This window comes from Citrobacter sp. Cpo100 (assembly GCF_030332595.1).
GTDB lineage: Bacteria > Pseudomonadota > Gammaproteobacteria > Enterobacterales > Enterobacteriaceae > Citrobacter > Citrobacter portucalensis.
Genome location: NZ_JAOWHM010000034.1, coordinates 23960 through 48230, shown reverse-complemented (window position 1 = coordinate 48230; position 24271 = coordinate 23960). Strand labels below are relative to the sequence as shown.

Sequence of the window (24271 nt, the reverse complement as noted above, 5' to 3'; positions counted from 1 at the left end):
CCTCCCCCTTTTTTACTGGCATTTTATTCAGTAGTTTTTAATCCTGGCCGTTCACCACAAGGAAGCGTGCATGTTTGATAAAAAGGGCAAAACAGCGGTGGCAATCACCAAACCGGTACGTCGCTTGAAAGTCAGCTATGTCAGAAAACGCCATGAAGATCCAAAAACGGGATATACACGACGAATCAGTCGTCACGCCTCACTCACGCTGAACGGCGACTGGCTGGAACAAGCTGGATTTCCGACCGGTACGGCAGTGAATGTATCAGTGATGCAGGGGAAATTAATTATTGAGCAGGCAATTGAATGACGAGGATACACTGGGAAAACAGGCCGGATGTGGTTCACATCCGGCACTGATACAGTTTACTCTTCTGGTGCTTCCAGCTCGGAGAATCCACCGTGTCCTTCCCAACCGGCTAATCGCTGATAGACGGTATCAACCGCATCTTTGATCGGCTGTGTCATCGGGTAGTAAAAACCGACGATGTCCGGTTGAATGCCGAGGAAAATCACCTCACCAACATCGTCTTTCAGTTGATCTACCAGGTAGTTCAGCGGCATGTTGTGGGTGGTCATCATGAACATCTCGGCAATGTCATCAGGATCGATAATGCGGATTTCACCGGGGTTCAGCCCCATATCGGTGGCATCAACAATCAACAAACGTTGCGGACGCAGTTCACGGATGGCGACAATATCGTTCTCCGGCGCGCTACCGCCGTCGATGACAACCCAGTTGCCTTGAGGATTTGCAGCACACATTTCAGCCAGCAGCGGGCCCGCGCCGTCATCGCCCATCATGCTGTTACCCACACATAATAAAACGTCAGTCACGGTGTCTCCTCACCATCAGATAGATGGCGCTTTCCTGGTGTATGTCGTGCAGCATGCTAAGCATCAGCTTGCTCCACTCCTGCTGCTGCGGGGTCTGCACGGCACGCGCATCATCGAACGCGCGCGCCAGCATTTGTACATGGTTGAAATCGATAACGATCTCGCCGTATTTCGGCACGCCTTCCATTTTCCGGCGGGCTTCGCTTCCCTCAGCAAGGGTAGCAATCCATGCCAGATATTCGTCCCATGGACAAGTTAACGCCGCTTCCAGGCAATCGATGATCCCAAGGTGGTGACCAATCGCCAGGCTGTAATAGACAACCTGCTGCGCCTCAGCAGGCGTCGCATCGTTCTCATCAATAAACTTACGGCTCAGTTGACTGAACACCACCGTTTCACTCATCGGATACGCGCCTCTTCGACAACATGATTAAGATGCGTGACGATCTCGGTCAGACGCGGATCGTTTTCCGCTTCCAGCCAGCGCGCCACCTGATGCTCGCCCTGCCCTAACTGCGTCATATAGTCATCAGCAATCTGGCGACCATAGCGGTATCCCGCCAGACGGCGAGCCTCGCGATCCACCTTCACGCGCAGCGGCTGAACCATGTCCGGATGCAGAATTTCCGCCGGCTGTTCGTCCAGTTCACCCGGCGCACGCGCGTGAATTTTTTGCTCCAGCAGACCCAGCGCCATGGCAAAACCATACAGCGTTGCCGCAGGCGTCGGCGGACAACCTGGAATATACACGTCCACCGGTACGATTTTGTCCGTGCCGCCCCATACGCAGTATAAGTCGTGGAAGATACCGCCGCTGTTACCGCAGGCACCGTAAGAGATACAAATTTTCGGATCTGGCGCAGACTGCCAGGCACGCAGCGCCGGAGAGCGCATGGCACGGGTTACCGCGCCGGTAAACAGCAGAATATCCGCATGGCGCGGTGACGGTACGACTTTGATGCCAAAACGTTCGGCATCAAACAGCGGAGAAAGCGTAGCAAAGATTTCGATTTCGCAACCGTTGCAGCCGCCGCAGTCCACGCGGTAAACATACGCTGAACGCTTGATGCTTTTCAGCAGCGATGCTTTCATGCTGGCAATGGATTCATCCACCGTCATCGGTACCGGAATACCGTTGGCGTCACGTGGGCCTAATAAATTGCTCATCAGCTAGCCTCTTTCATATGGCGAGTCAGTTCAATACGGTCAGACGGCACCAGGCATTTCTGGCGCTTACAGTCCGGGCAGGTCTCAAAGCTTTCACGGTGGTTTTCCGCGCGGGTATCACCGTTGTGCTTAAGCAGCGCAATGGCGTAATCAATCTCTTTTTGCACCGCAAACGGACGGTTACATACGCGGCAATTGCACAGCGCAAAACGAGACTGCTGCAGGAAATCATCTTTCTTCCACACCGCCAGCTCATACTCCTGCGACAGCTTGATTGCCGCTGTCGGGCAGACTTCTTCGCAGCGGGCGCAGAAAATGCAGCGCCCAAGGTTGAACTGCCACGCCAGCTCATTGGTGACCAGATCGGTTTCTACCGTCAGCGCGTTCGACGGGCACGCGTTCACACAGGCCGCACAGCCGATGCACTGCTGCGGATTATGTTCCGGTTTGCCACGGAAGTTTTTATCGACCGCAATCGGCTCGAGCGGATACGACGACGTCGGTGCCCCGGTTTTGATGACTTTTTTGATAAAGGTAAACATGGCGATTCCTTATTTCAGCGGCGAGTTTTTACGCTCGATGCTGTAGCGCTCAAGTTCTTTGTACGGCACGACTTTGCTCTTCTTCTTACGCACATCGACCACGGTCATACGGTCAGTACAGGAGTAGCAAGGATCGAGGCTACCGATAATCAGCGGGGCATCGGAAACGGTATTGCCACGCAGCATGTAGCGCAGCGTCGGCCAGTTGGCGTAAGTCGCCGCACGGCAGCGCCAGCGATACAGTTTCTGGTTATCGCCGGTCATGCTCCAGTGGATGTCATCCCCGCGCGGCGCTTCGGCAAAGCCCAGCGCGAAGCGGTGAGGAATATAGGTAAAGCCTTCCACCGCCAGCGGGCCGCCCGGCAGGTTGTCCAGACCAAAGTCGATCATGTTCAGTGCGGTATAGACTTCATTGATACGGACTTTAAGACGAGAAATAACATCGCAACCCTGCTCGCTGTGCACTTCCATCGGCAGCAGGCCATAGCCTACAAACGGGTGATCGGCGCGGGTGTCACGCGCGTGACCGCTGGCGCGAACCATCGGGCCGACGTTACTGAAGTCACGGGCAATTTCTGGATCCAAACGACCAATACCCACGGTACGCTGTTCCATGTTCGGCGTGCTGAGCAGCATATCGACCAGTTCCTGCACCTCACGACGCATCTGCTGCGCCAGTTGACGGGTCTGGATCATATCGTCTTTCAGCAGGTCACGACGGATACCGCCGATCAGGTTCAGACCGTAGGTTTTACGCGCCCCGGTGAGGATCTCCGCCATCTTCATCGACGTTTCACGCACACGGAAGAACTGCATAAAGCCGGAGTCAAAACCGGTGAAGTGGCAGGCCAGGCCGAGGTTCAGCAGGTGCGAGTGCAGACGCTCAACTTCCAGCAGAATGGCGCGGATCATCTGCGCACGTTCCGGCACCACGATGCCCATCGCATTCTCAACGGAGGTGGTATAAGCGGTGCTATGTGCAAAGCCGCAGATGCCGCACACGCGATCCGACAAGAACGTCACTTCGTTATAACCCATACGGGTTTCCGCCAGTTTCTCCATGCCGCGGTGGACATAGAACAGACGGTAGTCGGCGTCGATGATGTTCTCACCGTCAACAAACAGGCGGAAGTGACCGGGTTCATCGGAGGTGACGTGCAACGGGCCAATCGGCACCACGTTATTTTTCTTGTCGCCCAGTTCGTTGATGAACTCGTAGGTTTCAGCATCGGTAGTCGGCGCCGGGCGCTGACGATAATCCATGCTGTCTTTACGCAGCGGATAGAGTTCGTCCGGCCAGTCATCCGGTAACACCAGACGGCGCTCATCCGGTAAACCAACCGGGATCAAACCGTACATGTCGCGCACTTCACGCTCGCCCCAGACCGCTGCTGGAACGCGCGGCGTGACGGACGGGAACTCCAGTTTATTGGCATCGACTTCAACGCGGACGGTTATCCAGCACTTGGTGCCCTGCTCCATCGACATCACGTAATAAACGGCGTAATGACCGCACAGCTGACGTTCGTCGTTACCAAACAGCACGGATAACCAGCCGCCCTGTTTGTAGTACAGGAACTCCACCACTTCCGGCAGGTAGTTCACCTTGACGGTGATCGTCAGCTGATCTTTGGTCTGCCAGGCTTCATCCAGCACCACGCCCGGAAAGGCCTGGTGCAGCGCAGCGAGATATTGTTGACCTAATTTTTCTTCAGACATGCTCAAACTCTCTTAAATCACGCCACCAGCAAGGAGACGAACGCTAAAAACGCAAACCCAAAACCGGCCCAGGTCACGCGTGAAGTGGCGCAAAAACGCAGACGCGCCATGCTGTTTTCGAACAGGGCGATAACCAGCACGCCGAGGACCAGCTTGACGACGGCAATCACCAGCGCCAGCAGCAGTCCACCGGCGGTGAAGGTTTCCATCTGTCCCCACGGCAGGAACACGCCAACGAACATTTGCAGAACGACCAGCTGTTTGAGGCTAATGCCCCACTTCAACACGGCAAAACCGCTGCCGCTGTATTCAGTCAATGGACCTTCCTGCAGCTCCTGCTCTGCTTCCGCCAGATCGAACGGCAGTTTGCCCATTTCGATAAAGGTGGCGAAAGCACAGGCGCACAGTGCCAGAATCAGCGGGATGCTGCGCGCAGCAGGCCAGTGGTAAATGGTATCGGCGATATTGCTGATATGGGTTGAACCCGCAACCTGTGCCGCTACCCACAGCCCCAGCAGCAGGATAGGTTCGACCAGCACGCCGAGCATCGCTTCACGGCTGGCGCCAATGGCGGTAAACGGGCTACCGGTATCCAGTCCCGCGATAGAGAAGAAGAAACGGGCGATGGCGAACAGGTAAATTAAGGTGATCAGATCGCCCAGTTGTGGCAGCGGCGAGCCAACGGTCACGACCGGCAACGCAGTGGCGATAGTCAGCATCACGCCCACCATCACAAACGGCGTCAGGCGGAAAACCCAGCTGGAATCCGCTGGCGCAATGCTCTGACGGCCCAGCAGTTTGATAATGTCGCGGTATTCCTGCAAAACGCCCGGACCGCGGCGATTGTGCAAACGCGCACGCGCCACGCGGGTAACACCGGACAGCAGCGGCGCAACGGCAAACAGCACCAGCGCCTGAATTAACGGATATAAAACACTCATTCTCAGGCTCCTCGTGAAACCACAATCACCACCAGCACCGCCAGCTCAATCAGCGCCAGGCGACGGAACAGCACCGGTGCAGCCGCATTCTGCCAGCCCGGAACCAGTGATACCGGGTTCAACCATTTACGCAGTTTGAGTACCGGGGCAAAGGCTTCTTTCACCGGCATAGCAAAACCGTGCGCGGTAATCACCATTGACTGCTCGTGATCGTAACCACACACCCATGCCGCACCGCGTGAACGCGACGGCAGACGGTTGCCTTTGAAAATGGCCATGATGATGAACGGCAGCAGCGGACACGCGATCAGCAGCAGCGTGATCATTGGCTGAGAAACGGTGGTGTTCGCGGTTTCCAACGGCAGCGGAACGGCAGAGGAGATCATCGGCAGCAGCCACGGCGCAGCAACGCCGCCAATCACGCAGCAGATAGCCAGCGCGACGACGCTCACTCCCATCAGGATTGGCGCGCAGCAAGCATTTTCAGCTTCCTTCGTGCGCGGTGCGCCAAGGAACGTAACGCCATAGACTTTCGCCATACACATCACCGCCAGCGCGCCGGTAATTGCCAGCCCTACCGCCAGCAACGGTCCTAACAGGCTACCGACAAACGCGCCGCTGTTGCCAAGCTTAAAGAAGGATTGGTAGATAACCCACTCACCGGCAAAACCGTTCAGCGGCGGCAGTGCGGCCATCGCCATCAGACCAACCAGCATCGCCAGCGAGATAACCGGCATACGTTTACCGATACCGCCCAGTTTTTCGATATCACGATGACCGGTACGGAACCAGATGCTGCCTGCACCCAGGAACAGAACGCTTTTGAACAAGCTGTGGTTTACCAGGTGGTACAGACCGCCGGTCAAACCCAGCGCGATCAGCGCCGGTTGATTCAGGGAAATTCCGGTCACGCCAGCGCCCAGACCCAGCAGAATAATGCCGATGTTTTCCAGCGTGTGGTACGCCAGCAGGCGCTGGATATTGTGTTCCATTAGCGCATACAGACCACCAACAAACGCGGTGATCATGCCCAGCACCAGCAGCGTAATCCCCCACCACAGCGGCGCGTTACCGCCCAGCAGCGACAGGGAGAGAATACCCAGCAGACCAACCTTCATGACGACGGTAGAGAACAGCGCAGCAGCCGGTGCGCTGGCATTGGCGTGTGCCTGTGGCACCCAACCGTGGAGCGGAATAATCCCGGCCAGCAGGCCAAAACCTGCCACGCCCAGCAGCCAGATGTCAGATCCGAGCGGCAGTTCCTGGGTGCGCAGGTCTAGCAGACGCAGCTCCAGCGTGCCGTAACGTTGCCACACCAGGTAGCAGGCGACCGCCAGCAGCAGCGTACCAATACGCCCCAGCGCAAACCAAAGTTTGCCTTCTTTACTGCATCCGGTAAGGAACACGGCACACAGCGCCATGATTTCCGCCATCACCACCAGCGTACCGAGGTTACTGGCAACCACCGCACATACCGCCGCGGCCATCAGCAGATTCACCAGCAGGCCGTTAGCTTTCACCTGCGGATGACGATGCCAGTCAATGTTGTACAGGCTGACAAACAGGCCGCACAGGCCCAGTGTAATCAGCCAGATAGCATTCAGCGGAGTAATTTGCAGACTGTGACCAATAAACGGCATCACGCCGCTCACTGCCAGCGCATTAGTCAGAACGGTAAAACCCGCGGCTGCCGTACACAGGCTGCCGACTGCACCGCCAACCCCAGCAATCCAGCCGCTCAGCGATTTATGAAATGAAAACAGAAATGCCAGAACCGCCGCAGCCGTAAACCAGGCCACGCCGCTGTTAATCAGTGAAATTGCGCTCATTTTGCATCCCCACTCTGAGCCTGCTGAAACAAGGTGAGATCGCCGAAATCGGTATTGAAAGTCAGCTCACGCTTACGTTTGCTGGCGCGGGCGATATCCATGTTGCTCACCAGATGCAGGGCTTTGGTCGGACACATGCGCACGCAGGCAGGACCTTGCTCGTCAAAACTACACAGATCGCATTTCACCGCGATAGCACGAACGCCAGGAACCCAGTCCAACAGCGAACTCACGCGAGCAGGCGCTGGCGGAGCCGGAGGCGCTTTTGGCGTATTGGCGTTTGCCGGAATGTGTAGCGGACGGCTACCGGAAAACTCTATCGCGCCAAACGGACAAGCGATCCCGCACAGTTTGCAGCTTACGCACAGGCTTTCGTTCAGCTGTACGGCGCCATCAACGCGGTTAATGGCATTAACCGGACACACGGTGGCGCAAGGCGCATCTTCACACTGGTGGCAAAGCTGCGGCGCGGATTCTTTTTCATTTAACATCACTTTCAGGCGCGGCATTGACTGCAGGCCATGCTGGCGATGTGTCTCTGAGCAGGCGGCTTCACAGGTGTGGCAGCCAATACAAAGAGTGGAGTCAGCAATTACAAAACGATTCACCAGGCATTCCTCAGGTGATAGTCATTTTTGACGAAAACATGTCTACCAAATGTCATTTCGACATTTTTCGACATGCCCATTCCCTAAAACGTCGTGACGCAGTATGTAGACCGCACCATGACAAAGTGGGCAGCACCCGAGGCTTAAGCCGGGCTGTGTCCCTCAACCAGCTGGCTTAAATTCACCGGCATATTGTTCTCAACCGCGGTGTACAGGCTGTCGTAGACGGTGGCGATTTTTTCGAGATAGTGCTCCAGCACCTGCTCGCGATCGCGGTTGCTAATACGCTCATCGACCTTACCGTCGATAGTCAATTCTGCCTGTGCAATCAGCTGCTTATCATCACCGTCTTTCGTTTCGACGTAGTATTCGATGGTATGGCTGTTAAAGCCGTCCGCCAGCGTGACGTAGATAGTGAAGTGTTCAAAAAGGACGAAGCAGAGATCCTTGTCCGGTGCGCAGCTCATCGCATGATGCAAACGCGCTTTTGACAGGGTGATCCCCTGAACCAGCGAGTTGCAGTAAATACGCCACTGGTCCTGTAGGCGACGATGCCGTTCAGCGATGTAATCGGCTTTTTCGCTTATTTCCCAAATAGTCATGTCAGGTTACCCGTTTAGCAGAGATGAACAGCCTTAAGCACATTTCATGCCAAAATTAAATCACTTAATTTTCATATAGATAAAAAATCAAAGGCGGGTGACGACATGTCATTTCGTCATCGTCGTCATTGTCACGAATGAAAAAAATCAACCTGGCATGCTTATTGCTTTTAATACGGCAACTTCACAGGAGGCGGTATGCACGAAATAACCCTCTGCCAACGGGCACTGGAATTGATTGAACAACAGGCCACGCAACACGGTGCTAAGCGAGTAACTGGGGTCTGGCTCAAAATTGGCGCATTTTCTTGCGTAGAAACCAGCGCTCTCTCCTTTTGTTTTGATCTGGTATGCCGCGGGACCCTTGCAGAAGGTTGTAAACTCCACCTCGAAGAACAAGAAGCCGAATGTTGGTGCGAATCTTGTCAGCAATACGTCACGTTACTGACGCAACGCGTGCGCCGATGTCCGCAATGCAACAGCGATATGCTGAGAATTGTGGCCGATGACGGCTTACAGATTCGACGTATTGAAATAGATGAAACTCCAGCGCCGGATGGCGACGCTTAAGCGTCTTATCCAGCCTACAGAAACAGCTCGTTTGTAGGCCGGATAAGGCAACGCAGCCATCCGGCAACAGATGTATCGCAAGTAAAAAGATCAGGAGTGAGCGATGTGTACGACATGTGGTTGCGCTGAAGGCAACCTATATATAGAGGGTGATGAGCATAATCCCCACTCGGCGTTTCGCAGCGCGCCATTTGCCCCGGCGGCTCGTCCGGCGCTGAATATTACCGGTGTGAAGACCTCAAATTTCACACCGAGCCAAACTGAAGAAGGCGATTTGCACTACGGTCACGGTGAGGCCGGAACCCACGCACCAGGTATGAGCCAACGCCGTATGCTGGAAGTGGAAATTGACGTACTGGACAAAAACAACCGCCTCGCCGAGCGCAACCGTGCCCGCTTTGCGGCCCGTCAGCATCTGGTGCTGAACCTTGTTTCAAGCCCGGGCTCTGGTAAAACTACCCTGCTGACCGAAACGCTGATGAAGCTGAAAGATAGCGTGCCGTGCGCCGTTATTGAAGGTGACCAGCAGACGGTGAACGATGCCGCCCGTATTCGCGCCACAGGCACACCCGCCATTCAGGTCAACACCGGTAAAGGTTGCCACCTTGACGCACAAATGATTGCTGACGCCGCGCCGCGTTTGCCGCTTGACGATAACGGTATTCTGTTCATTGAAAACGTCGGCAACCTGGTCTGCCCGGCCAGCTTCGACCTCGGAGAGCGCCATAAAGTGGCCGTGCTTTCAGTAACCGAAGGTGAAGACAAACCGCTGAAATACCCGCATATGTTTGCCGCCGCATCGCTGATGCTGCTCAACAAAGTGGATCTACTGCCGTACCTCAATTTTGACGTTGAAAAATGCATCGCCAGCGCCCGGGAAGTGAACCCGGGGATTGAGATTATCCTAATTTCCGCCACCAGTGGTGAAGGGATGGATCAATGGCTCTCCTGGCTGGAGACACAGCGATGTGCATAGGTGTTCCGGGTCAAATCCGCACCATTGATGGCAACCAGGCCAAAGTCGACGTCTGCGGTATTCAGCGCGACGTCGACCTGACGCTGGTCGGTAGCTGTGATGAACATGGCCAACCGCGTCTCGGCCAGTGGGTACTGGTCCACGTCGGTTTTGCCATGAGCATCATTAATGAAGCTGAAGCGCGCGATACGCTCGACGCGCTGCAAAACATGTTTGACGTTGAGCCGGATGTCGGCGCGTTGCTGTACGGCGAGGAAAAATAAATGCGTTTTGTTGACGAATACCGCGCACCAGAACAGGTGATGCAGTTGATAGAGCACCTGTGCGAACGTGCCGCCCACCTCTCCTACACGGCTGAACGCCCGCTGCGGATCATGGAAGTTTGTGGTGGTCATACCCACGCTATCTTCAAATTCGGGCTCGACCAGTTGCTACCGGAAAACGTGGAGTTTATTCATGGTCCGGGTTGCCCGGTTTGCGTTCTGCCGATGGGCAGAATCGACAGCTGTGTAGAAATTGCCAGCCATCCAGAAGTGATTTTCTGCACCTTTGGCGACGCTATGCGCGTCCCGGGTAAGCAAGGCTCCCTGCTGCAAGCCAAGGCGCGCGGTGCGGATATCCGTATTGTCTATTCACCGATGGATGCACTGAAGCTGGCGCAGGAAAACCCAACGCGTAAAGTGGTGTTCTTTGGCCTGGGTTTTGAAACCACAATGCCAACGACCGCTATCACCCTGCAACAGGCAAAGCAGCGTGACGTGCAGAACTTTTACTTTTTCTGCCAGCACATCACGCTTATCCCTACGCTGCGCAGCCTTCTGGAACAGCCGGACAACGGTATCGACGCCTTTTTAGCACCGGGCCACGTCAGCATGGTAATTGGCACCGACGCCTACAACTTCATTGCTTCAGATTTCCATCGCCCGCTGGTGGTCGCCGGTTTTGAACCGCTCGATCTCCTGCAAGGCGTAGTGATGTTAATTGAGCAGAAAATTGCAGCCCAAAGCCAGGTAGAAAACCAGTACCGCCGCGTGGTACCGGATGCCGGTAACGCGTTAGCGCAACAGGCCATTGCCGAGGTGTTCTGCGTCAATGGTGACAGCGAATGGCGCGGTCTGGGCGTTATCGAATCCTCTGGCGTTCACCTGACGCCGGACTATCAGCGCTTTGATGCCGAAGCACATTTCCAGCCAGCGCCGCAGCAGGTGTATGACGATCCGCGCGCGCGTTGTGGGGAAGTGCTGACGGGCAGATGTAAACCACATCAGTGCCCGTTATTTGGCAAAACGTGTAACCCGGAGACCGCGTTTGGCGCCCTGATGGTCTCCTCAGAAGGCGCATGTGCCGCCTGGTATCAGTATCGTCAGCAGGAGTGTGAAGCATGAGCAGCGTACAACTCGCCCACGGTAGCGGCGGTCAGGCTATGCAGCAGTTGATCAACAGTCTGTTTATGGAGGCTTTCGCGAATCCGTGGCTGGCGGAACAAGAAGATCAGGCGCGTCTGGAACTGGCGCAACTGGTGGCAGAAGGCGATCGTCTGGCGTTTTCAACTGACAGCTACGTTATCGATCCGTTGTTCTTCCCCGGCGGCAATATCGGCAAGCTGGCCATCTGTGGTACGGCTAACGACGTGGCGGTCAGCGGGGCTATTCCACGCTACCTCTCCTGCGGTTTTATCCTCGAAGAGGGTCTGCCGATGGAGACACTGAAAACCGTTGTTAACAGCATGGCAGCAACCGCGCGCGAAGCAGGCATCGCCATCGTGACTGGCGATACCAAAGTCGTGCAGCGTGGTGCAGCAGACAAGCTGTTCATTAACACTGCCGGAATGGGGGCAATTCCCGCCAACATTCACTGGGGCGCACAGACTCTCAGCGTGGGTGATGTGCTGCTGGTCAGTGGCTCTCTTGGCGATCACGGGGCAACTATCCTTAACCTACGCGAGCAATTGGGTCTGGATGGCGAACTGGTCAGCGACTGCGCGGTGTTAACACCTCTTATCCAGACGCTGCGTGATATTCCTGGCGTGAAGGCGCTTCGTGACGCCACCCGTGGCGGCGTGAATGCGGTCACGCATGAATTTGCCGCTGCATGCGGATTTGGTATTGAGCTGTCGGAAGCTGCTCTGCCCGTGAAGCCCGCGGTGCGTGGCGTTTGCGAGCTGCTGGGTCTGGATGCGCTCAACTTTGCTAACGAAGGCAAACTGGTGATTGCCGTTGAACGCCAGGCCGCTGAAACCGTACTTGCCGCGCTGCGCGCGCATCCGTTAGGGTGCGATGCCGCAATGATTGGTGAAGTGGTCGAACGCAAAGGTGTTCGTCTTGCCGGACTCTACGGCGTGAAACGAACCCTCGATTTACCACACGCCGAACCATTACCTCGTATATGCTAGCAGCCGGTTGGCAGCATGCTGTAGGCCGGATAAGACGCATTAGCGTCACTATCCGGCGTTAATGCTGCATTATGCCTGATACCGCTTTGCTGAGCGGGCCAACGGATTGTATATCCTGGCCAGTTCAGTGGCAGGCCATCCGGCAATAATTTACGACTTATACCTATAATTCATTTACCGTTTTCGCACCGTTCTGCGGTGCTTTCCCTGGAAAAGCAATATGTCGTATACACCGATGAGTGACCTCGGACAGCAAGGCCTGTTCGATATTACTCGTACATTATTACAGCAGCCCGATCTCCCGTCTCTTAGCGAGGCGCTTTCGCAGCTGGTCAAGCGTTCAGCGCTGGCCGACTGCGCGGCTATTGTCTTATGGCAGGCACAAACGCAACGTGCGCGTTATTTTGCAACGCGTGAAAATGGTAAACCCATCGATTATGAAGACGAAACGGTGCTGGCACATGGTCCGGTACGCCGTATTTTGTCTCGCCCTGATGCGTTGCACTGCAACTATCATGAGTTTACGGAAACATGGCCACAATTGGCTTCAGGTGGACTGTATTCTGAATTTGGCCACTACTGCCTGCTGCCACTGGCGGCAGATGGGCGCATCTTTGGCGGTTGCGAATTCATCCGTAACGAAGACCGTCCGTGGAGTGAAAAAGAATATAACCGTCTACAGACCTTCACTCAGATAGTCGGCGTCGTTGCTGAACAAATTCAAAGCAGAGTCAGCAACAACGTCGATTACGATCTGCTGTGTCGTGAGCGTGACAACTTTCGCATCCTGGTCGCCATCACCAATGCCGTGCTCTCCCGACTGGATATTGATGAGCTGGTCAGCGAAGTCGCCAAAGAGATCCACCACTACTTCGATATCGATGCCATCAGCATCGTGTTACGCAGCGATCGCAAAAATAAACTCAGTATCTATTCCACTCACTATCTGGATGAACATCATCCGGCACACGAACAAAGTGAAGTGGACGAAGCGGGAACGCTCTCTGAACGGGTCTTCAAAAGCAAAGAGATGCTGCTGATCAACCTGAGCGAACGTGACATCCTTGCCCCTTACGAACGGATGCTGTTCGAAACCTGGGGCAACCAGCTACAAACCCTGTGTCTGCTACCGCTGATGTCCGGCAATACTATGCTCGGCGTACTCAAGCTGGCACAGTGCGAAGAGAAAGTTTTCACTACCGCCAACCTCAAGCTATTGCGCCAGATTGCCGAGCGTGTGGCAATTGCCGTGGATAACGCCCTCGCCTATCAGGAGATCCACCGCCTGAAGGAACGTCTGGTCGATGAAAACCTGGCGTTGACTGAACAACTCAACAACGTAGAGAGTGAGTTCGGCGAAATCATTGGTCGCAGCGAAGCGATGTACAGCGTACTCAAGCAGGTCGAAATGGTGGCGCAAAGCGACAGCACCGTCTTGATTCTGGGTGAGACCGGAACGGGTAAAGAGCTGATCGCACGAGCCATTCACAACCTGAGCGGACGTAACGCCCGTCGGATGGTGAAGATGAACTGCGCGGCAATGCCTGCCGGATTACTGGAAAGCGATCTGTTTGGTCATGAGCGTGGCGCGTTTACCGGTGCCAGCACGCAGCGGATTGGTCGTTTCGAGCTGGCAGATAAAAGTTCGCTGTTCCTCGATGAAGTTGGCGATATGCCGCTGGAGCTTCAGCCTAAGCTACTGCGGGTTCTGCAAGAGCAGGAATTTGAACGTCTGGGCAGTAATAAGCTGATCCAGACCGACGTGCGCTTGATCGCCGCTACCAACCGCGATCTGAAGAAGATGGTTGCCGATCGCGAATTTCGTAACGATCTGTACTACCGGCTGAACGTCTTCCCGATCCATCTGCCGCCGCTGCGTGAGCGCCCGGAAGATATTCCGCTGCTGGTAAAAGCCTTCACCTTCAAAATTGCTCGTCGGATGGGACGCAATATCGACAGTATTCCCGCCGAGGCTCTGCGCACGCTGAGCTGTATGGAATGGCCGGGTAACGTGCGTGAGCTGGAAAACGTGGTAGAACGTGCGGTTCTGCTTACCCGGGGCAACGTGCTGCAACTGTCCCTTCCGGATATTGCCCCTTTGACGCCGTCCACGCCTCCGGTGGCAACCGAAGTCGCGCAGGACGGTGAAGATGAATACCAGTTGATTATGCGCGTACTGAAAGAAACCAACGGGGTGGTTGCCGGTCCCAAAGGCGCGGCACAAAGGCTGGGGCTGAAACGTACAACGTTACTCTCACGCATGAAGCGATTAGGCATTGATAAGGATGCACTGGTTTAGCCAGTGTGGCTATACTGGGTGATATCTCAACGAAAGGAGGCAGTATGGCGGTATCAGCACGTAATCAATTAACCGGTACGGTGAGCGCAGTCGCTACGGGCGCAGTGAATGATGAAGTTGAACTGACGCTGGCTGGCGGCGCAAAACTGGTCGCGATTGTAACCCATAGCAGCCAGCAGGCGCTGGGTCTGGCGAAAGGGAAAGAAGCAATTGCCCTGATTAAAGCGCCATGGGTGACGCTGGCAACTGAAGACTGTGGTCTGAAGTTCTCTGCCCGCAACCAGTTTGCTGGCAGTGTTTCCCAGGTCACAGAAGGCGCAGTCAACGCCACGGTACATATCAAAACTGACGCAGGCTTCGAGATTGTTGCCGTCGTCACCAACGAAAGTCAGCAAGAGATGAAACTGAGTCAGGGAAGCCGTGTTGTTGCGCTGATCAAAGCCTCAGCTATTCTGATTGCCACCAAAGCGTAGTCGCCATTCATCACCACATGGCTAAGTTGCCCGATGGCGCAATGCGCATCGGGCCTACGCGACAGATGCACTTATTCTCTTAGGCCAGATAAGGCGCAGCCGCCATCCGGCGCACAGCGACCTTATTTTTTCCGCTGGTACTTCTCGGGTAACTCCGGCACTGGACGTTTGTCATCAATCAGGTGACGTACGGTCAGAATCGGGTGACGCCAGAGCATTCTCGGCCCAGCCCAACGCATAATTTGCTTCATCTCTTCGCGTTTAGCAGGTTGATAACAGTGCACAGGACACTGTTTACAGGCCGGTTTTTCCTCACCAAATACGCACTTGTCGAGGCGCTTTTGCGCATAGGCAAATAACGCATCGTAATGCCCCGGCTCGCCTGAAGCCTGCGGGCACTGGCTCTCGTAGAGCGAAATCATTCTCTGGATCGTCATTTTTTCACGTGCAATGCGTTTGCCGGACATGATGCCTCCACAATTAAGTTGCATAAATAATACACCTTAACTAAGCACAGAACTATTACCTGAAGGTGATACATCCTTAGCACCCTACGCAAATAAGAATTATTTTCATTTGTTTATGCCATGTGCTATATAACATAGCAAAGGCTATATTCGATGATAAATTAACCACTTTGTTGCGAGGGATACTATGCCGCATCTGCCCCATCTGAAGTCATTTCTCCTTGCCAGCGTGTTAACAGCGCTGACGCTGTCACCCGCCTGGGCGAAAGAAAAATTCAAAGTGGTGACCACCTTTACGGTGATTGCCGATATGGCAAGCAATGTAGCAGGTGACGCGGCGGACGTTAGTTCTATCACCAAACCGGGTGCTGAAATTCACGAATATCAACCAACCCCAGGCGATATTAAACGGGCGCAAGGCGCACAGCTTATTCTCTCCAACGGTCTAAACCTCGAACTATGGTTTTCCCGCTTCTACCAAAATTTGTCCGGCGTACCAGAAGTGATGGTCTCAAACGGCGTGCAGCCAATGGGCATCAGCGAAGGGCCGTACAACGGTAAACCAAACCCGCATGCCTGGATGTCAGCAGAGAACGCGCTGATCTACGTGGATAACATTCGTGATGCGCTGATCAAATATGATCCGGACAATGCCGCAACCTACCAGAATAATGCGCAGAATTATAAAGCGAAAATCCAGCAGACCCTGGCGCCACTGCATACAGAACTGGCAAAGCTCCCTGCTGATAAACGCTGGCTGGTCACCAGCGAAGGCGCATTCTCTTATTTAGCTCGTGATAACAATCTCAAGGAGCTGTATCTGTGGCCGATCAATGCCGATCAGCAGGGTACGCCCAAGCAGGTACGCAAGGTTATCGATGCCATCAGAGAGCATCATATCCCGACGGTATTTAGCGAAAGCACCGTGTCCGACAAACCAGCGCGTCAGGTTGCCCGTGAGTCTGGCGCACATTACGGCGGCGTGCTGTATGTCGATTCGCTCAGTGCAGCCGACGGTCCGGTACCGACCTATCTGGATTTACTGCGCGTCACCACGCAAACCATTGTTAACGGCATCAACAAGGGTCTGGAGAGCCAACCATGAGTCACTCTGCGATTACCGTAAATCAGGTTACGGTGACGTATCGCAACGGTCATACCGCATTGCGGGACGCCACTTTTCAGGTTCCGGGCGGCTCAATTGCCGCGCTGGTCGGCGTAAACGGTTCGGGAAAATCAACGCTTTTTAAAGCGCTGATGGGTTTTGTCCGCCTGGCGCAGGGGGAAATCTCAATTCTGCAACAGCCGGTAAATAAGGCGCTCAAACAGAATCTGATCGCCTATGTCCCCCAGTCAGAAGAGGTGGACTGGTCGTTTCCGGTACTGGTGGAAGATGTGGTGATGATGGGACGCTTTGGCCATATGGGCTGGCTGCGTCGACCAAAACAAATTGACCACGCCTGCGTAGATGCGGCGCTGGCGCGGGTTGATATGCTGGATTATCGCCATCGTCAGATAGGTGAACTGTCCGGAGGGCAGAAAAAGCGTGTTTTTCTGGCAAGGGCCATCGCACAGGACGGACAGGTTATTTTACTGGATGAACCCTTTACCGGCGTGGATGTAAAAACCGAGGCCCGGATCATCGACCTGCTGCGTGAACTGCGTGATGAGGGTCGAACCATGCTGGTCTCTACCCATAATTTGGGATCCGTCACCGAGTTTTGTGATTACACGGTGATGATTAAGGGCACGGTGCTGGCAAGTGGACCCACCGAAACCACCTTTACCCCCGAGAATCTCGAACTGGCATTCAGCGGTGTACTGCGTCACGTTGCGCTGAGCGGCGGTGAACAGCACGTAATTACCGATGATGAACGCCCGTTTATTTCGCGACGCACGGCAAACGAGGGGGAATAACCATGAACTGGCTAACGGAGCCGTTTGGCTACCAGTACATGCTCAACGCCATGTGGGTCTCGGCGATGGTCGGTGGCCTGTGTGCGTTTCTCTCCTGCTATCTGATGCTCAAAGGCTGGTCGCTGATTGGCGATGCGCTGTCGCACTCTATCGTGCCGGGCGTGGCAGGCGCTTATATGTTAGGGCTTCCCTTCGCGCTTGGCGCATTCCTTTCCGGCGGACTGGCGGCGGGCAGTATGCTGTTTCTTAATCAACGTTCGCGCCTGAAGGAAGATGCGATTATCGGACTGATTTTTTCGTCTTTTTTCGGTATCGGGCTGTTTATGGTGTCGCTCAATCCGATGTCGGTGAATATTCAGACCATTATTCTCGGCAACGTGCTGGCGATTGCGCCAGAAGATATTCTGCAACTGGCCATCATCGGGGTTATTTCGCTAACCATCCTGTTTTTGAAGTGGAAAGATCTGATGGTGGTTTTTTTTGATGAAAACCACGCGCGCTCTATCGGTCTGAATCCGGGCCGGTTGAAGCTGTTATTTTTTACGCTGCTCTCCGTTTCCACGGTCGCCGCGCTGCAAACCGTCGGCGCATTTCTGGTGATTTGCCTGGTGGTTACGCCCGGTGCAACGGCCTGGCTGCTGACCGATCGTTTTCCACGCCTGCTCACTATCGCCGTAGCTATTGGCAGCCTGACCAGCTTTTTCGGCGCCTGGCTGAGCTACTGGCTGGACGGTGCAACCGGCGGAATTATTGTCGTTCTGCAAACGCTGCTGTTCCTGCTGGCATTTGTCTTCGCGCCAAAACACGGTCTGCTGGCGAATCGCCGCCGCGCCCGTCTGGTGAACAAGGAGTCAGTATGATCTTAACAACGCTGCTGGAACCCTTTCAGTTTGGTTTTATGGTCAATGCGCTGGTCATCTCCACCATTGTCGCCGTGCCCTGCGCGCTGCTGTCTGTATTTTTAGTACTCAAAGGCTGGGCGCTGATGGGCGATGCAATGAGCCACGCGGTTTTCCCGGGAATTGTACTGGCGTGGATTGCGGGCATCCCACTGGCAATTGGCGCATTTATCGCCGGGCTGTTCTGTGCGGTGGCGACGGGTTATCTCGACGATAACAGCCGCATCAAACGCGATACCCTGATGGGAATCGTCTTTTCCGGCATGTTTGGCGCAGGGCTGGTGCTGTACGTCTCTATCCAGTCAGAGGTCCATCTCGATCATATTCTGTTCGGCGATATGCTGGGCGTATCGTTCAGCGACATCATACAAACCGCGGTTATTACGCTTGGGATAGCACTTATTATTGGGCTTAAGTGGAAAGATCTGCTGCTGCATGCGTTCGACCCGCATCAGGCAAAGGCCAGTGGGCTTAACACTGCACTGCTACATTACGGCCTGCTGTGCATGATCGCCCTGACGATTGTCGCCACGCTAAAATCAGTAGGGATTATTTTGTCGATCTCCTTACTGATTGCGCCTGGCGCCATTGCGATTTTAATGACGCGGAAATTTTCCCACGCCTTGTGGCTGGCGGTGATTATGTCGGTCGTTACCTCGTTTATGGGCGTGTACCTGTCTTTTTTCATCGACAGTGCACCGGCCCCCACCATCGTCGTACTATTTTCACTACTGTTTGTGATGACCTTTATTTATTCCACCCTGCGCGACCGTCGTTTAGAACGGCGACGCCAGCAATACGACCTCTAACGGAGTGGGCAGTGATATGCCCACTATCGTTATTAGAATACGTAATGACAATATTCCCAGCGTCCTGAACAAATGCCCCGTTCTGAAACCATGCCATATTTACCAGCGCTATTTAATAATCAGATAGTCACTATCACATTAGATAAAAATACAGGTAAATTTTATGAGCAAGATGAGAATGTCAGAAATCTATTCTGAACCAGAGGCCTATGGCTTACCACGCAAAGGTATAACACTTAATAATAAGGAAGCTGCGTTGGTGGTAGTCGATCCACAGATCGATTTTTTAAGTCCTCAGGGTATTGGCTGGGAGGTTTTTAAAGACAGCATTATTGAAAATAATACTGTAGAAAATCTCGAGACGTTGTTCAAAATGGCAAAAGAAGCACAAATGCCTGTTTTTATTTCTCCACATTATTACTTTCCGCACGACCATAAATGGCAATCTACCGCTCCGGGAGAAACATTTATGCACGGCACTGGAATGTTCAATCGTAAAGGTCCACTGACGATGGAGAATTTTGAAAATTCCGGCGCAGACTTTTTACCGCAGTTTAAGCCATATATTTATGATGGCGAAACGGTCATTGCCTCACCGCATAAGATTTTCGGACCAGAAACCAACGACCTGGTACTGCAATTAAGAAAACGCGGTGTCTCACAGGTCATTCTCGCCGGTATGGCTGCCAATCTGTGTATTGAATCCCATATGCGTGAATTGATTGAGCAAGGTTTTGAAGTTGTCGTCGTTAAAGATGCGACAGCGGGTCCGCGCATTCCAGAAGGTGACGGTTATCTCGCTGCTCTAACCAACTACCGCATCATTGCCAATGATTTATGGGACACCGACACCACGGTTGAAAAGGTAAAGGCAGCAGCTAAGTAATAGCTATGAGTACGGTTACCGAGGGTAATTGTATGTACAACATCGCTCATCCATTAGCCATCAAAATAAATTTCATTAAGCGCGGAGCTTTTCCATGAATCTTAAGTTAAAGGTTATTTCGGCATGTATTTTACTTTCCATGTCTGTTTCAGCTACTCAGGTATTGGCCGCTGCCAGTACAAATGAGACAACTTACTTAGTTAACCGTGGTGATCCACAATTAAAGGTCAACGGCAAATATATCGATCAGATCATTGCCGAGGTAATGGCGAAAAATAATCTGCCGGGTTTATCCATGGCGATTGTTCAGGCGCCTTATATTCCGCGCTCAGCGGGATACGGTCTGGCAACGGCTGCCAATGATGAGCTTGCTTCCACCAAAACCATGTGGGGAATTGGCCCTATCACGCAAGCTTTTACTGCAGTCGCAGTAATGCAACTGGTAGAGCAAGGTAAATTGGATCTTAATACTCCTGTGAGTGTTTATTTGCCTGGCCTGCCGGAAAGCTGGCATAACATTACGATTCTGGAATTAATGCAGCACTCATCCGGGATCCCTGATTTCAGATCTTTCGGCTATAAACAAGAGCAAAAATATACACCTGCGCAGCTGGTTGATCTTGTTAAAGATAAACCGCTCGAATTTAAAAATGGCACGGACATCAACTCCAGCGCAACTGACTTTATCCTGTTAGGTATGGCTATCGAGAAAGTCAGCGGAATGAGTTACGTAGACTTCGTCAACAAATACCAAATTGCGCCGTTAGGTCTGCAAAGCACCATGTTCGCAAAAGACATGCCAACGAAAGCATTCCTTGATCGCCCGACGCCTGATAAGCAACATAATCAGCATTCGAAATTTAAGTCAGAAATTGACTGGATCAACCCTGTTGAGCCTGCAACAGGTTACGTCGCAGCGGGTGACAAACTGGCGCCTGTCAGCGCGATCGCCACTGATAATCTGTTCGCCTACGGTGGTCTGTGGTCGTCAGCGGAAGACATCAGTAAGTGGGATATCGGTCTTGCCGGCAGCACGCTGGTTAAAGACAAAAAGCTACGTGACATTATCTATAGCCCGGCAAAACTGAAAAATGGCAAAGTCGTGCCTGCCATGGCCGGCTGGGAATTTACCCGCCATCCTGGTTTTCTGGAAATCAAAGGAACCACAGGTGGCTTTAGTGCCTATCTGAGCCGCTTTACCGCCGGTGATGAACTGGTTTGCGTGACAATGCTGACCAACAAAGAAGGCGTAGACATGACTCAGGTGGCTCGTGATATCGCTGAAGCCTATAAAATCGGGCTGGGTTCTGGGTTAAATTCAGAGAAGATCAAAAACCAGGAAAGTAAATTCTCAGTCGATGAGACGGTCTCCCGACTGAAAGCCATTCTGAAAAGCGAAGGCGTTCCGGTATTCACCGAAATTGATCACGAGAAAAATGCCGAGGGCGCGGGAATGAACCTCAGGCCAACTAAAGTCCTGGTATTTGGTAACCCTAAAGTCGGCACAAAACTGATGCAGGATAAACAGGGTGTCGCGCTGGATCTGCCGTTACGTGTCTCCGTATGGCAGGATAAGATCGGGCGAGTTTGGGTCGGTTATGAAAACCTGGATGACGTAGCAAAAACCTACGATCTTCAGGACAAGCAGACCATTGATAAGATTGACAACTTTATGACTAAGCTGGTCAGTCGGGCTGTTGATGCTTATATCCAGTAACGGGATTTAGCACTCCCAGCCTTCTCATGCTGCGGGACCGTTAAAGCTCCCGCAGCGTGTCAGCGCCAGCTTAATAGCGGGCTAAACGCCTCACGTCCCACCAGGGCACGAAGCGCAGGCAGATGACAGTTACGCGCCAGAAGCGGAGGTACGGCAAAAATAATGTCGCCGGAGAGCATCACATTCTCAAGTTGTCCCCATAGGTACCAGCCGGTTTCAACGCCACTGTCCGGGACGCGTAAATGCAAATGCCATCCCTCCTGCGGCTCATCAGCAATCCCCAGCCACTGGCTAAATCGGGGGATTTCAGGCACAACCTGAGTCACTAACGAACACACACCAACCTGGTTTGCCGGTATATACAACGTTAGCGCTCCCAAAGTAATACGTACCGCCGCCAGATTAGTGGGTGCCGTCATAACCGCTGGTCTCCTGATAACGCTCAAAGACCAGATTCAGATCGAGCAGCGTGTACCAGGTTTCTATCACGTTAACCACCCCCACAGCGATGCTTTGTAACGCCGGGGGCAACGAATCTCCTGGCAAATGAATCTGGCTTTCGGCGACTTCCAACACATCAATCAGTTTATCTATCAGGATCCCACTTTGCATTTTCTCGGCGCATCCAATCAAAATAGTGCGCTTACCTGCCGAATTAACGGTAGGTTTATCGATCAGGCTGTCCAGTCTCATCACCGATTCCACCCGTCCACGATAGTTGATGACCCCTTCAAGCATTGGCGCGCAGCAGGGAACCCAGGAGATCGGGCGCTCTGCAAGGATCTCTTTAATTTGCGCCCCATAGAAGGCAAAATTTTTACCCGCCAGTTGAAATAACACCAGCGTGCGCTGGGGTTCATCAACGTTTTCACACTCCGGTTTTTCACCATGGTTCAGCGCAAGAATCTGCTCCAGCTGTTGGCTCATATTGACTCCTTTTACTCGGCAATGCAGAAAGTGTTACGGCCATTTTGTTTCGCGGCATACAGCGCCTGATCGGCGCGTTCGCGTAGCGTTTCAATCCGATCGCCAAACTGCCACTGGGCAATACCCGCGCTGAAGGTACTGTGAAAACTAGCGTCGTTAACGGAAAACGTGACCTGCTCGTAATCCCTGCGCAATCGTTCGACCACGCGCGCGGCCTTGTCACTGCTGGTGTTGGGCATAATGATGACAAACTCTTCACCACCGTAACGGCCAACGATATCGGTGCTGCGTAAGCGATGGGAGAACAACTGAGAAATACCGACAATTACCTGGTCACCGACCGCATGACCGTAGGTATCGTTAACGCTTTTGAAGCGATCCAGGTCCACCATCACCATACAAAACGGGTTGCCACTGTAGTTCGACTCGGCAATCGCGCTTTTGAGAAAATGGGTGGTCGTTGAGTGGTTATATAACCCGCTCAGACTGTCCTGCGACATGCGTGCACGCAGGACGCGCATTCTTTCCGCGCGAATCGATACGGCGCGGATCAGCTCCTCAGGGTCGCTCTGTTTGAGGATAAAATCCTCCGCGCCAATGCTCATTGCTCCCAACTGCGCATGCTTATTGGTCTCGCTGGAGAGATAGGCGATAGGCAGGCCAATATGCTGCGGTATTTGGCGAATCAGTTTTGTCAGTTCCTCACCGCTGAACTCCGGCATGTGATAATCCATCAACACCAGATCGATCGGCTGCGCATTCAGTACATGCAGTAGATAGTGAGGTTTTTCCAGCACATGCACTTCCATGCCCGCCAAGCGCAGCATCTCCGCGTTGTATTCCGCCACCGCCGGTTCGTCATCGATCAACAATACCTGGTAAGGCTTTTTCAGCGACGGTTGAGTCAGGCGATGAAGTTCCTGGACTAAATCGGTGATAGAGGCAGGTTTTACGTAGTAGCCATCGCAGCCGGATTTGATGGCGTTGACGCGGGCATTGAAATCGCTATGACACGAGAGAAACAGCACAGGGAAAGGTTTGCCCACTTTTTGTTTCAAATCCGACATTGCCAGCGGTCCACCGTAGGCGTTGTCCGGAAAGCTAACATCCATAATCACCACGGCAGGCGGTTGCGACAATACGGCCTGAGTGAAATCCTGCGTGTTCGCGAACACATGGCAGGTAAAACCAAAACAGCGCAGTTGGGTCGCGAGAAGCTCGACCTGGTCAATATCATCATCACACAGGTAGATAGGCTTACTGGCCCGCCGAACATATCCCTCTTCCGGGCGCTGTGCGGCGATCGGTAATGTGAACTCCGTATCGCTGATACGATGTTCAAGATTGAGCTGCTCCTGAGTCAGGGTGTACAACCACCTGATGATTCGCCGCAGCTCATCGTAATGCAATGTGCTTTGCTCTGTTTCCGGTTCTGTTAGTAAACGCTCACCTTCTGCTGAGGCATTCGCCAGCGGGCTAAAGCCAAAGGACCCTGCCGAACCGTGAATACTGTGCAGCAGGATATGTAGCTGTTTGCGACAGGCTTCGCTAGGCTCTGCGACCAGTTGAACGAGTAATCTTTCCGCTTGTGCCAGCATGTCGGGAATTCGGCGTAGAAACCCCTGCCGCAAACGCGCTATTTTTTCCTGCGCTGCCGCCATCGCTATATGCTTATTTTCTTGTTTCATCAAACA

The 24271-nt window shown here is 53.5% G+C and carries 27 protein-coding genes; 14 read left to right on the top strand and 13 right to left on the bottom strand.

Going from position 1 to position 24271, the window contains the following annotated elements; translation table 11 throughout:
- The first annotated feature begins 70 nt into the window (after positions 1-70).
- The gene (locus OGX96_RS11795) at positions 71-310 is read left to right on the top strand and encodes a SymE family type I addiction module toxin (protein WP_008785630.1); all 240 of its coding nucleotides are present in this window, start codon (positions 71-73) and stop codon (positions 308-310) included.
- A gap of 56 nt (positions 311-366) precedes the next feature.
- On the opposite strand, the gene hycI is transcribed toward OGX96_RS11795, so the two are convergent.
- The 9 genes from hycI to hycA form a co-directional block, all read right to left on the bottom strand.
- Complete coding sequence (hycI, locus tag OGX96_RS11790; protein ID WP_003037382.1) at positions 367-837, bottom strand: hydrogenase maturation peptidase HycI; 471 nt, start codon at positions 835-837, stop codon at positions 367-369.
- Positions 830-1240, bottom strand: a complete 411-nt coding sequence (locus OGX96_RS11785) for a formate hydrogenlyase maturation HycH family protein (protein ID WP_003037385.1) — start codon at positions 1238-1240, stop codon at positions 830-832. Before OGX96_RS11785 ends, hycI begins: the two co-directional genes overlap by 8 nt.
- Positions 1237-2004: a formate hydrogenlyase subunit HycG gene (hycG, locus tag OGX96_RS11780; protein WP_003037388.1), complete on the bottom strand. Its 768-nt coding sequence runs from the start codon at positions 2002-2004 to the stop codon at positions 1237-1239. The genes OGX96_RS11785 and hycG overlap by 4 nt, the downstream gene beginning before the upstream one ends.
- On the bottom strand, positions 2004-2546 hold the full coding sequence (locus tag OGX96_RS11775; protein WP_032944742.1) for a formate hydrogenlyase complex iron-sulfur subunit: 543 nt from the start codon (positions 2544-2546) through the stop codon (positions 2004-2006). The genes hycG and OGX96_RS11775 overlap by 1 nt, the downstream gene beginning before the upstream one ends.
- Positions 2547-2555: 9 nt before the next feature.
- Positions 2556-4265 carry a formate hydrogenlyase subunit HycE gene (gene hycE, locus OGX96_RS11770; protein ID WP_286583116.1) on the bottom strand — a complete coding sequence of 570 codons (1710 nt, stop codon included), beginning with the start codon at positions 4263-4265 and terminating at the stop codon, positions 2556-2558.
- Positions 4266-4282: 17 nt separating this feature from the next.
- Positions 4283-5206, bottom strand: a complete 924-nt coding sequence (locus tag OGX96_RS11765) for a respiratory chain complex I subunit 1 family protein (RefSeq protein WP_003825914.1) — start codon at positions 5204-5206, stop codon at positions 4283-4285.
- Positions 5207-5208: 2 nt separating this feature from the next.
- A complete protein-coding gene (gene hycC / locus OGX96_RS11760) occupies positions 5209-7035 on the bottom strand; it encodes a formate hydrogenlyase subunit 3 (protein ID WP_003825912.1) in 1827 nt (608 codons plus the stop codon).
- On the bottom strand, positions 7032-7643 hold the full coding sequence (gene hycB / locus OGX96_RS11755; protein ID WP_003825909.1) for a formate hydrogenlyase subunit HycB: 612 nt from the start codon (positions 7641-7643) through the stop codon (positions 7032-7034). The genes hycC and hycB overlap by 4 nt, the downstream gene beginning before the upstream one ends.
- A 143-nt stretch (positions 7644-7786) precedes the next feature.
- Positions 7787-8245, bottom strand: a complete 459-nt coding sequence (hycA, locus tag OGX96_RS11750) for a formate hydrogenlyase regulator HycA (protein ID WP_008785633.1) — start codon at positions 8243-8245, stop codon at positions 7787-7789.
- A gap of 198 nt (positions 8246-8443) precedes the next feature.
- Here hycA and hypA point away from each other — a divergent pair, with 198 nt between their 5' ends.
- From hypA to OGX96_RS11715, 7 genes are all read left to right on the top strand, one after another.
- Positions 8444-8815, top strand: coding sequence for a hydrogenase maturation nickel metallochaperone HypA (gene hypA, locus OGX96_RS11745; protein ID WP_008785634.1), 372 nt, complete (start codon positions 8444-8446; stop codon positions 8813-8815).
- A 103-nt stretch (positions 8816-8918) separates the two neighbouring features.
- The gene (gene hypB / locus OGX96_RS11740) at positions 8919-9791 is read left to right on the top strand and encodes a hydrogenase nickel incorporation protein HypB (protein ID WP_003037409.1); all 873 of its coding nucleotides are present in this window, start codon (positions 8919-8921) and stop codon (positions 9789-9791) included.
- Entirely contained in the window at positions 9782-10054 is a 273-nt protein-coding gene (hypC, locus tag OGX96_RS11735; protein WP_003037411.1) for a hydrogenase 3 maturation protein HypC, read from the top strand. Before hypB ends, hypC begins: the two co-directional genes overlap by 10 nt.
- Positions 10055-11176 (top strand): hydrogenase formation protein HypD, encoded by a 1122-nt coding sequence (hypD, locus tag OGX96_RS11730; RefSeq protein ID WP_003825899.1) that lies wholly within the window; start codon positions 10055-10057, stop codon positions 11174-11176.
- Positions 11173-12183 (top strand): hydrogenase maturation carbamoyl dehydratase HypE, encoded by a 1011-nt coding sequence (gene hypE, locus OGX96_RS11725; RefSeq protein WP_032944749.1) that lies wholly within the window; start codon positions 11173-11175, stop codon positions 12181-12183. The genes hypD and hypE overlap by 4 nt, the downstream gene beginning before the upstream one ends.
- 220 nt (positions 12184-12403) lie before the next feature.
- Positions 12404-14482: a formate hydrogenlyase transcriptional activator FlhA gene (gene flhA / locus OGX96_RS11720; protein ID WP_032944751.1), complete on the top strand. Its 2079-nt coding sequence runs from the start codon at positions 12404-12406 to the stop codon at positions 14480-14482.
- Between the two features lie 44 nt (positions 14483-14526).
- Positions 14527-14955, top strand: a complete 429-nt coding sequence (locus OGX96_RS11715; RefSeq protein ID WP_003825890.1) for a TOBE domain-containing protein — start codon at positions 14527-14529, stop codon at positions 14953-14955.
- Positions 14956-15077: 122 nt separating this feature from the next.
- Here OGX96_RS11715 and OGX96_RS11710 read toward each other — a convergent pair whose 3' ends face one another.
- Positions 15078-15422: a nitrous oxide-stimulated promoter family protein gene (locus OGX96_RS11710; protein WP_048236638.1), complete on the bottom strand. Its 345-nt coding sequence runs from the start codon at positions 15420-15422 to the stop codon at positions 15078-15080.
- A gap of 187 nt (positions 15423-15609) precedes the next feature.
- Here OGX96_RS11710 and OGX96_RS11705 point away from each other — a divergent pair, with 187 nt between their 5' ends.
- From OGX96_RS11705 to OGX96_RS11680, 6 genes are all read left to right on the top strand, one after another.
- A complete protein-coding gene (locus OGX96_RS11705; protein WP_008785641.1) occupies positions 15610-16527 on the top strand; it encodes a metal ABC transporter substrate-binding protein in 918 nt (305 codons plus the stop codon).
- Positions 16524-17339, top strand: a complete 816-nt coding sequence (gene sitB / locus OGX96_RS11700) for an iron/manganese ABC transporter ATP-binding protein SitB (protein ID WP_003825870.1) — start codon at positions 16524-16526, stop codon at positions 17337-17339. Before OGX96_RS11705 ends, sitB begins: the two co-directional genes overlap by 4 nt.
- Before the next feature lie 2 nt (positions 17340-17341).
- Positions 17342-18199 (top strand): iron/manganese ABC transporter permease subunit SitC, encoded by an 858-nt coding sequence (sitC, locus tag OGX96_RS11695; RefSeq protein WP_008785642.1) that lies wholly within the window; start codon positions 17342-17344, stop codon positions 18197-18199.
- Complete coding sequence (gene sitD, locus OGX96_RS11690) at positions 18196-19047, top strand: iron/manganese ABC transporter permease subunit SitD (protein WP_032944764.1); 852 nt, start codon at positions 18196-18198, stop codon at positions 19045-19047. The genes sitC and sitD overlap by 4 nt, the downstream gene beginning before the upstream one ends.
- A 163-nt stretch (positions 19048-19210) precedes the next feature.
- A complete protein-coding gene (locus tag OGX96_RS11685) occupies positions 19211-19933 on the top strand; it encodes a cysteine hydrolase family protein (RefSeq protein ID WP_111465136.1) in 723 nt (240 codons plus the stop codon).
- 94 nt (positions 19934-20027) lie between these two features.
- Entirely contained in the window at positions 20028-21650 is a 1623-nt protein-coding gene (locus OGX96_RS11680) for a serine hydrolase (RefSeq protein WP_191215466.1), read from the top strand.
- A 59-nt stretch (positions 21651-21709) separates the two neighbouring features.
- Here OGX96_RS11680 and OGX96_RS11675 read toward each other — a convergent pair whose 3' ends face one another.
- Genes OGX96_RS11675 through OGX96_RS11665 form a run of 3 tightly spaced genes read right to left on the bottom strand, consistent with a single transcriptional unit; the run spans position 21710 to position 24265 of the window.
- Positions 21710-22069 (bottom strand): hypothetical protein, encoded by a 360-nt coding sequence (locus OGX96_RS11675; protein WP_003825861.1) that lies wholly within the window; start codon positions 22067-22069, stop codon positions 21710-21712.
- The gene (locus OGX96_RS11670; protein WP_008785646.1) at positions 22053-22577 is read right to left on the bottom strand and encodes a chemotaxis protein CheW; all 525 of its coding nucleotides are present in this window, start codon (positions 22575-22577) and stop codon (positions 22053-22055) included. Before OGX96_RS11670 ends, OGX96_RS11675 begins: the two co-directional genes overlap by 17 nt.
- 11 nt (positions 22578-22588) lie before the next feature.
- Positions 22589-24265: a diguanylate cyclase gene (locus OGX96_RS11665; protein ID WP_057068091.1), complete on the bottom strand. Its 1677-nt coding sequence runs from the start codon at positions 24263-24265 to the stop codon at positions 22589-22591.
- Positions 24266-24271: the final 6 nt, after the last annotated feature.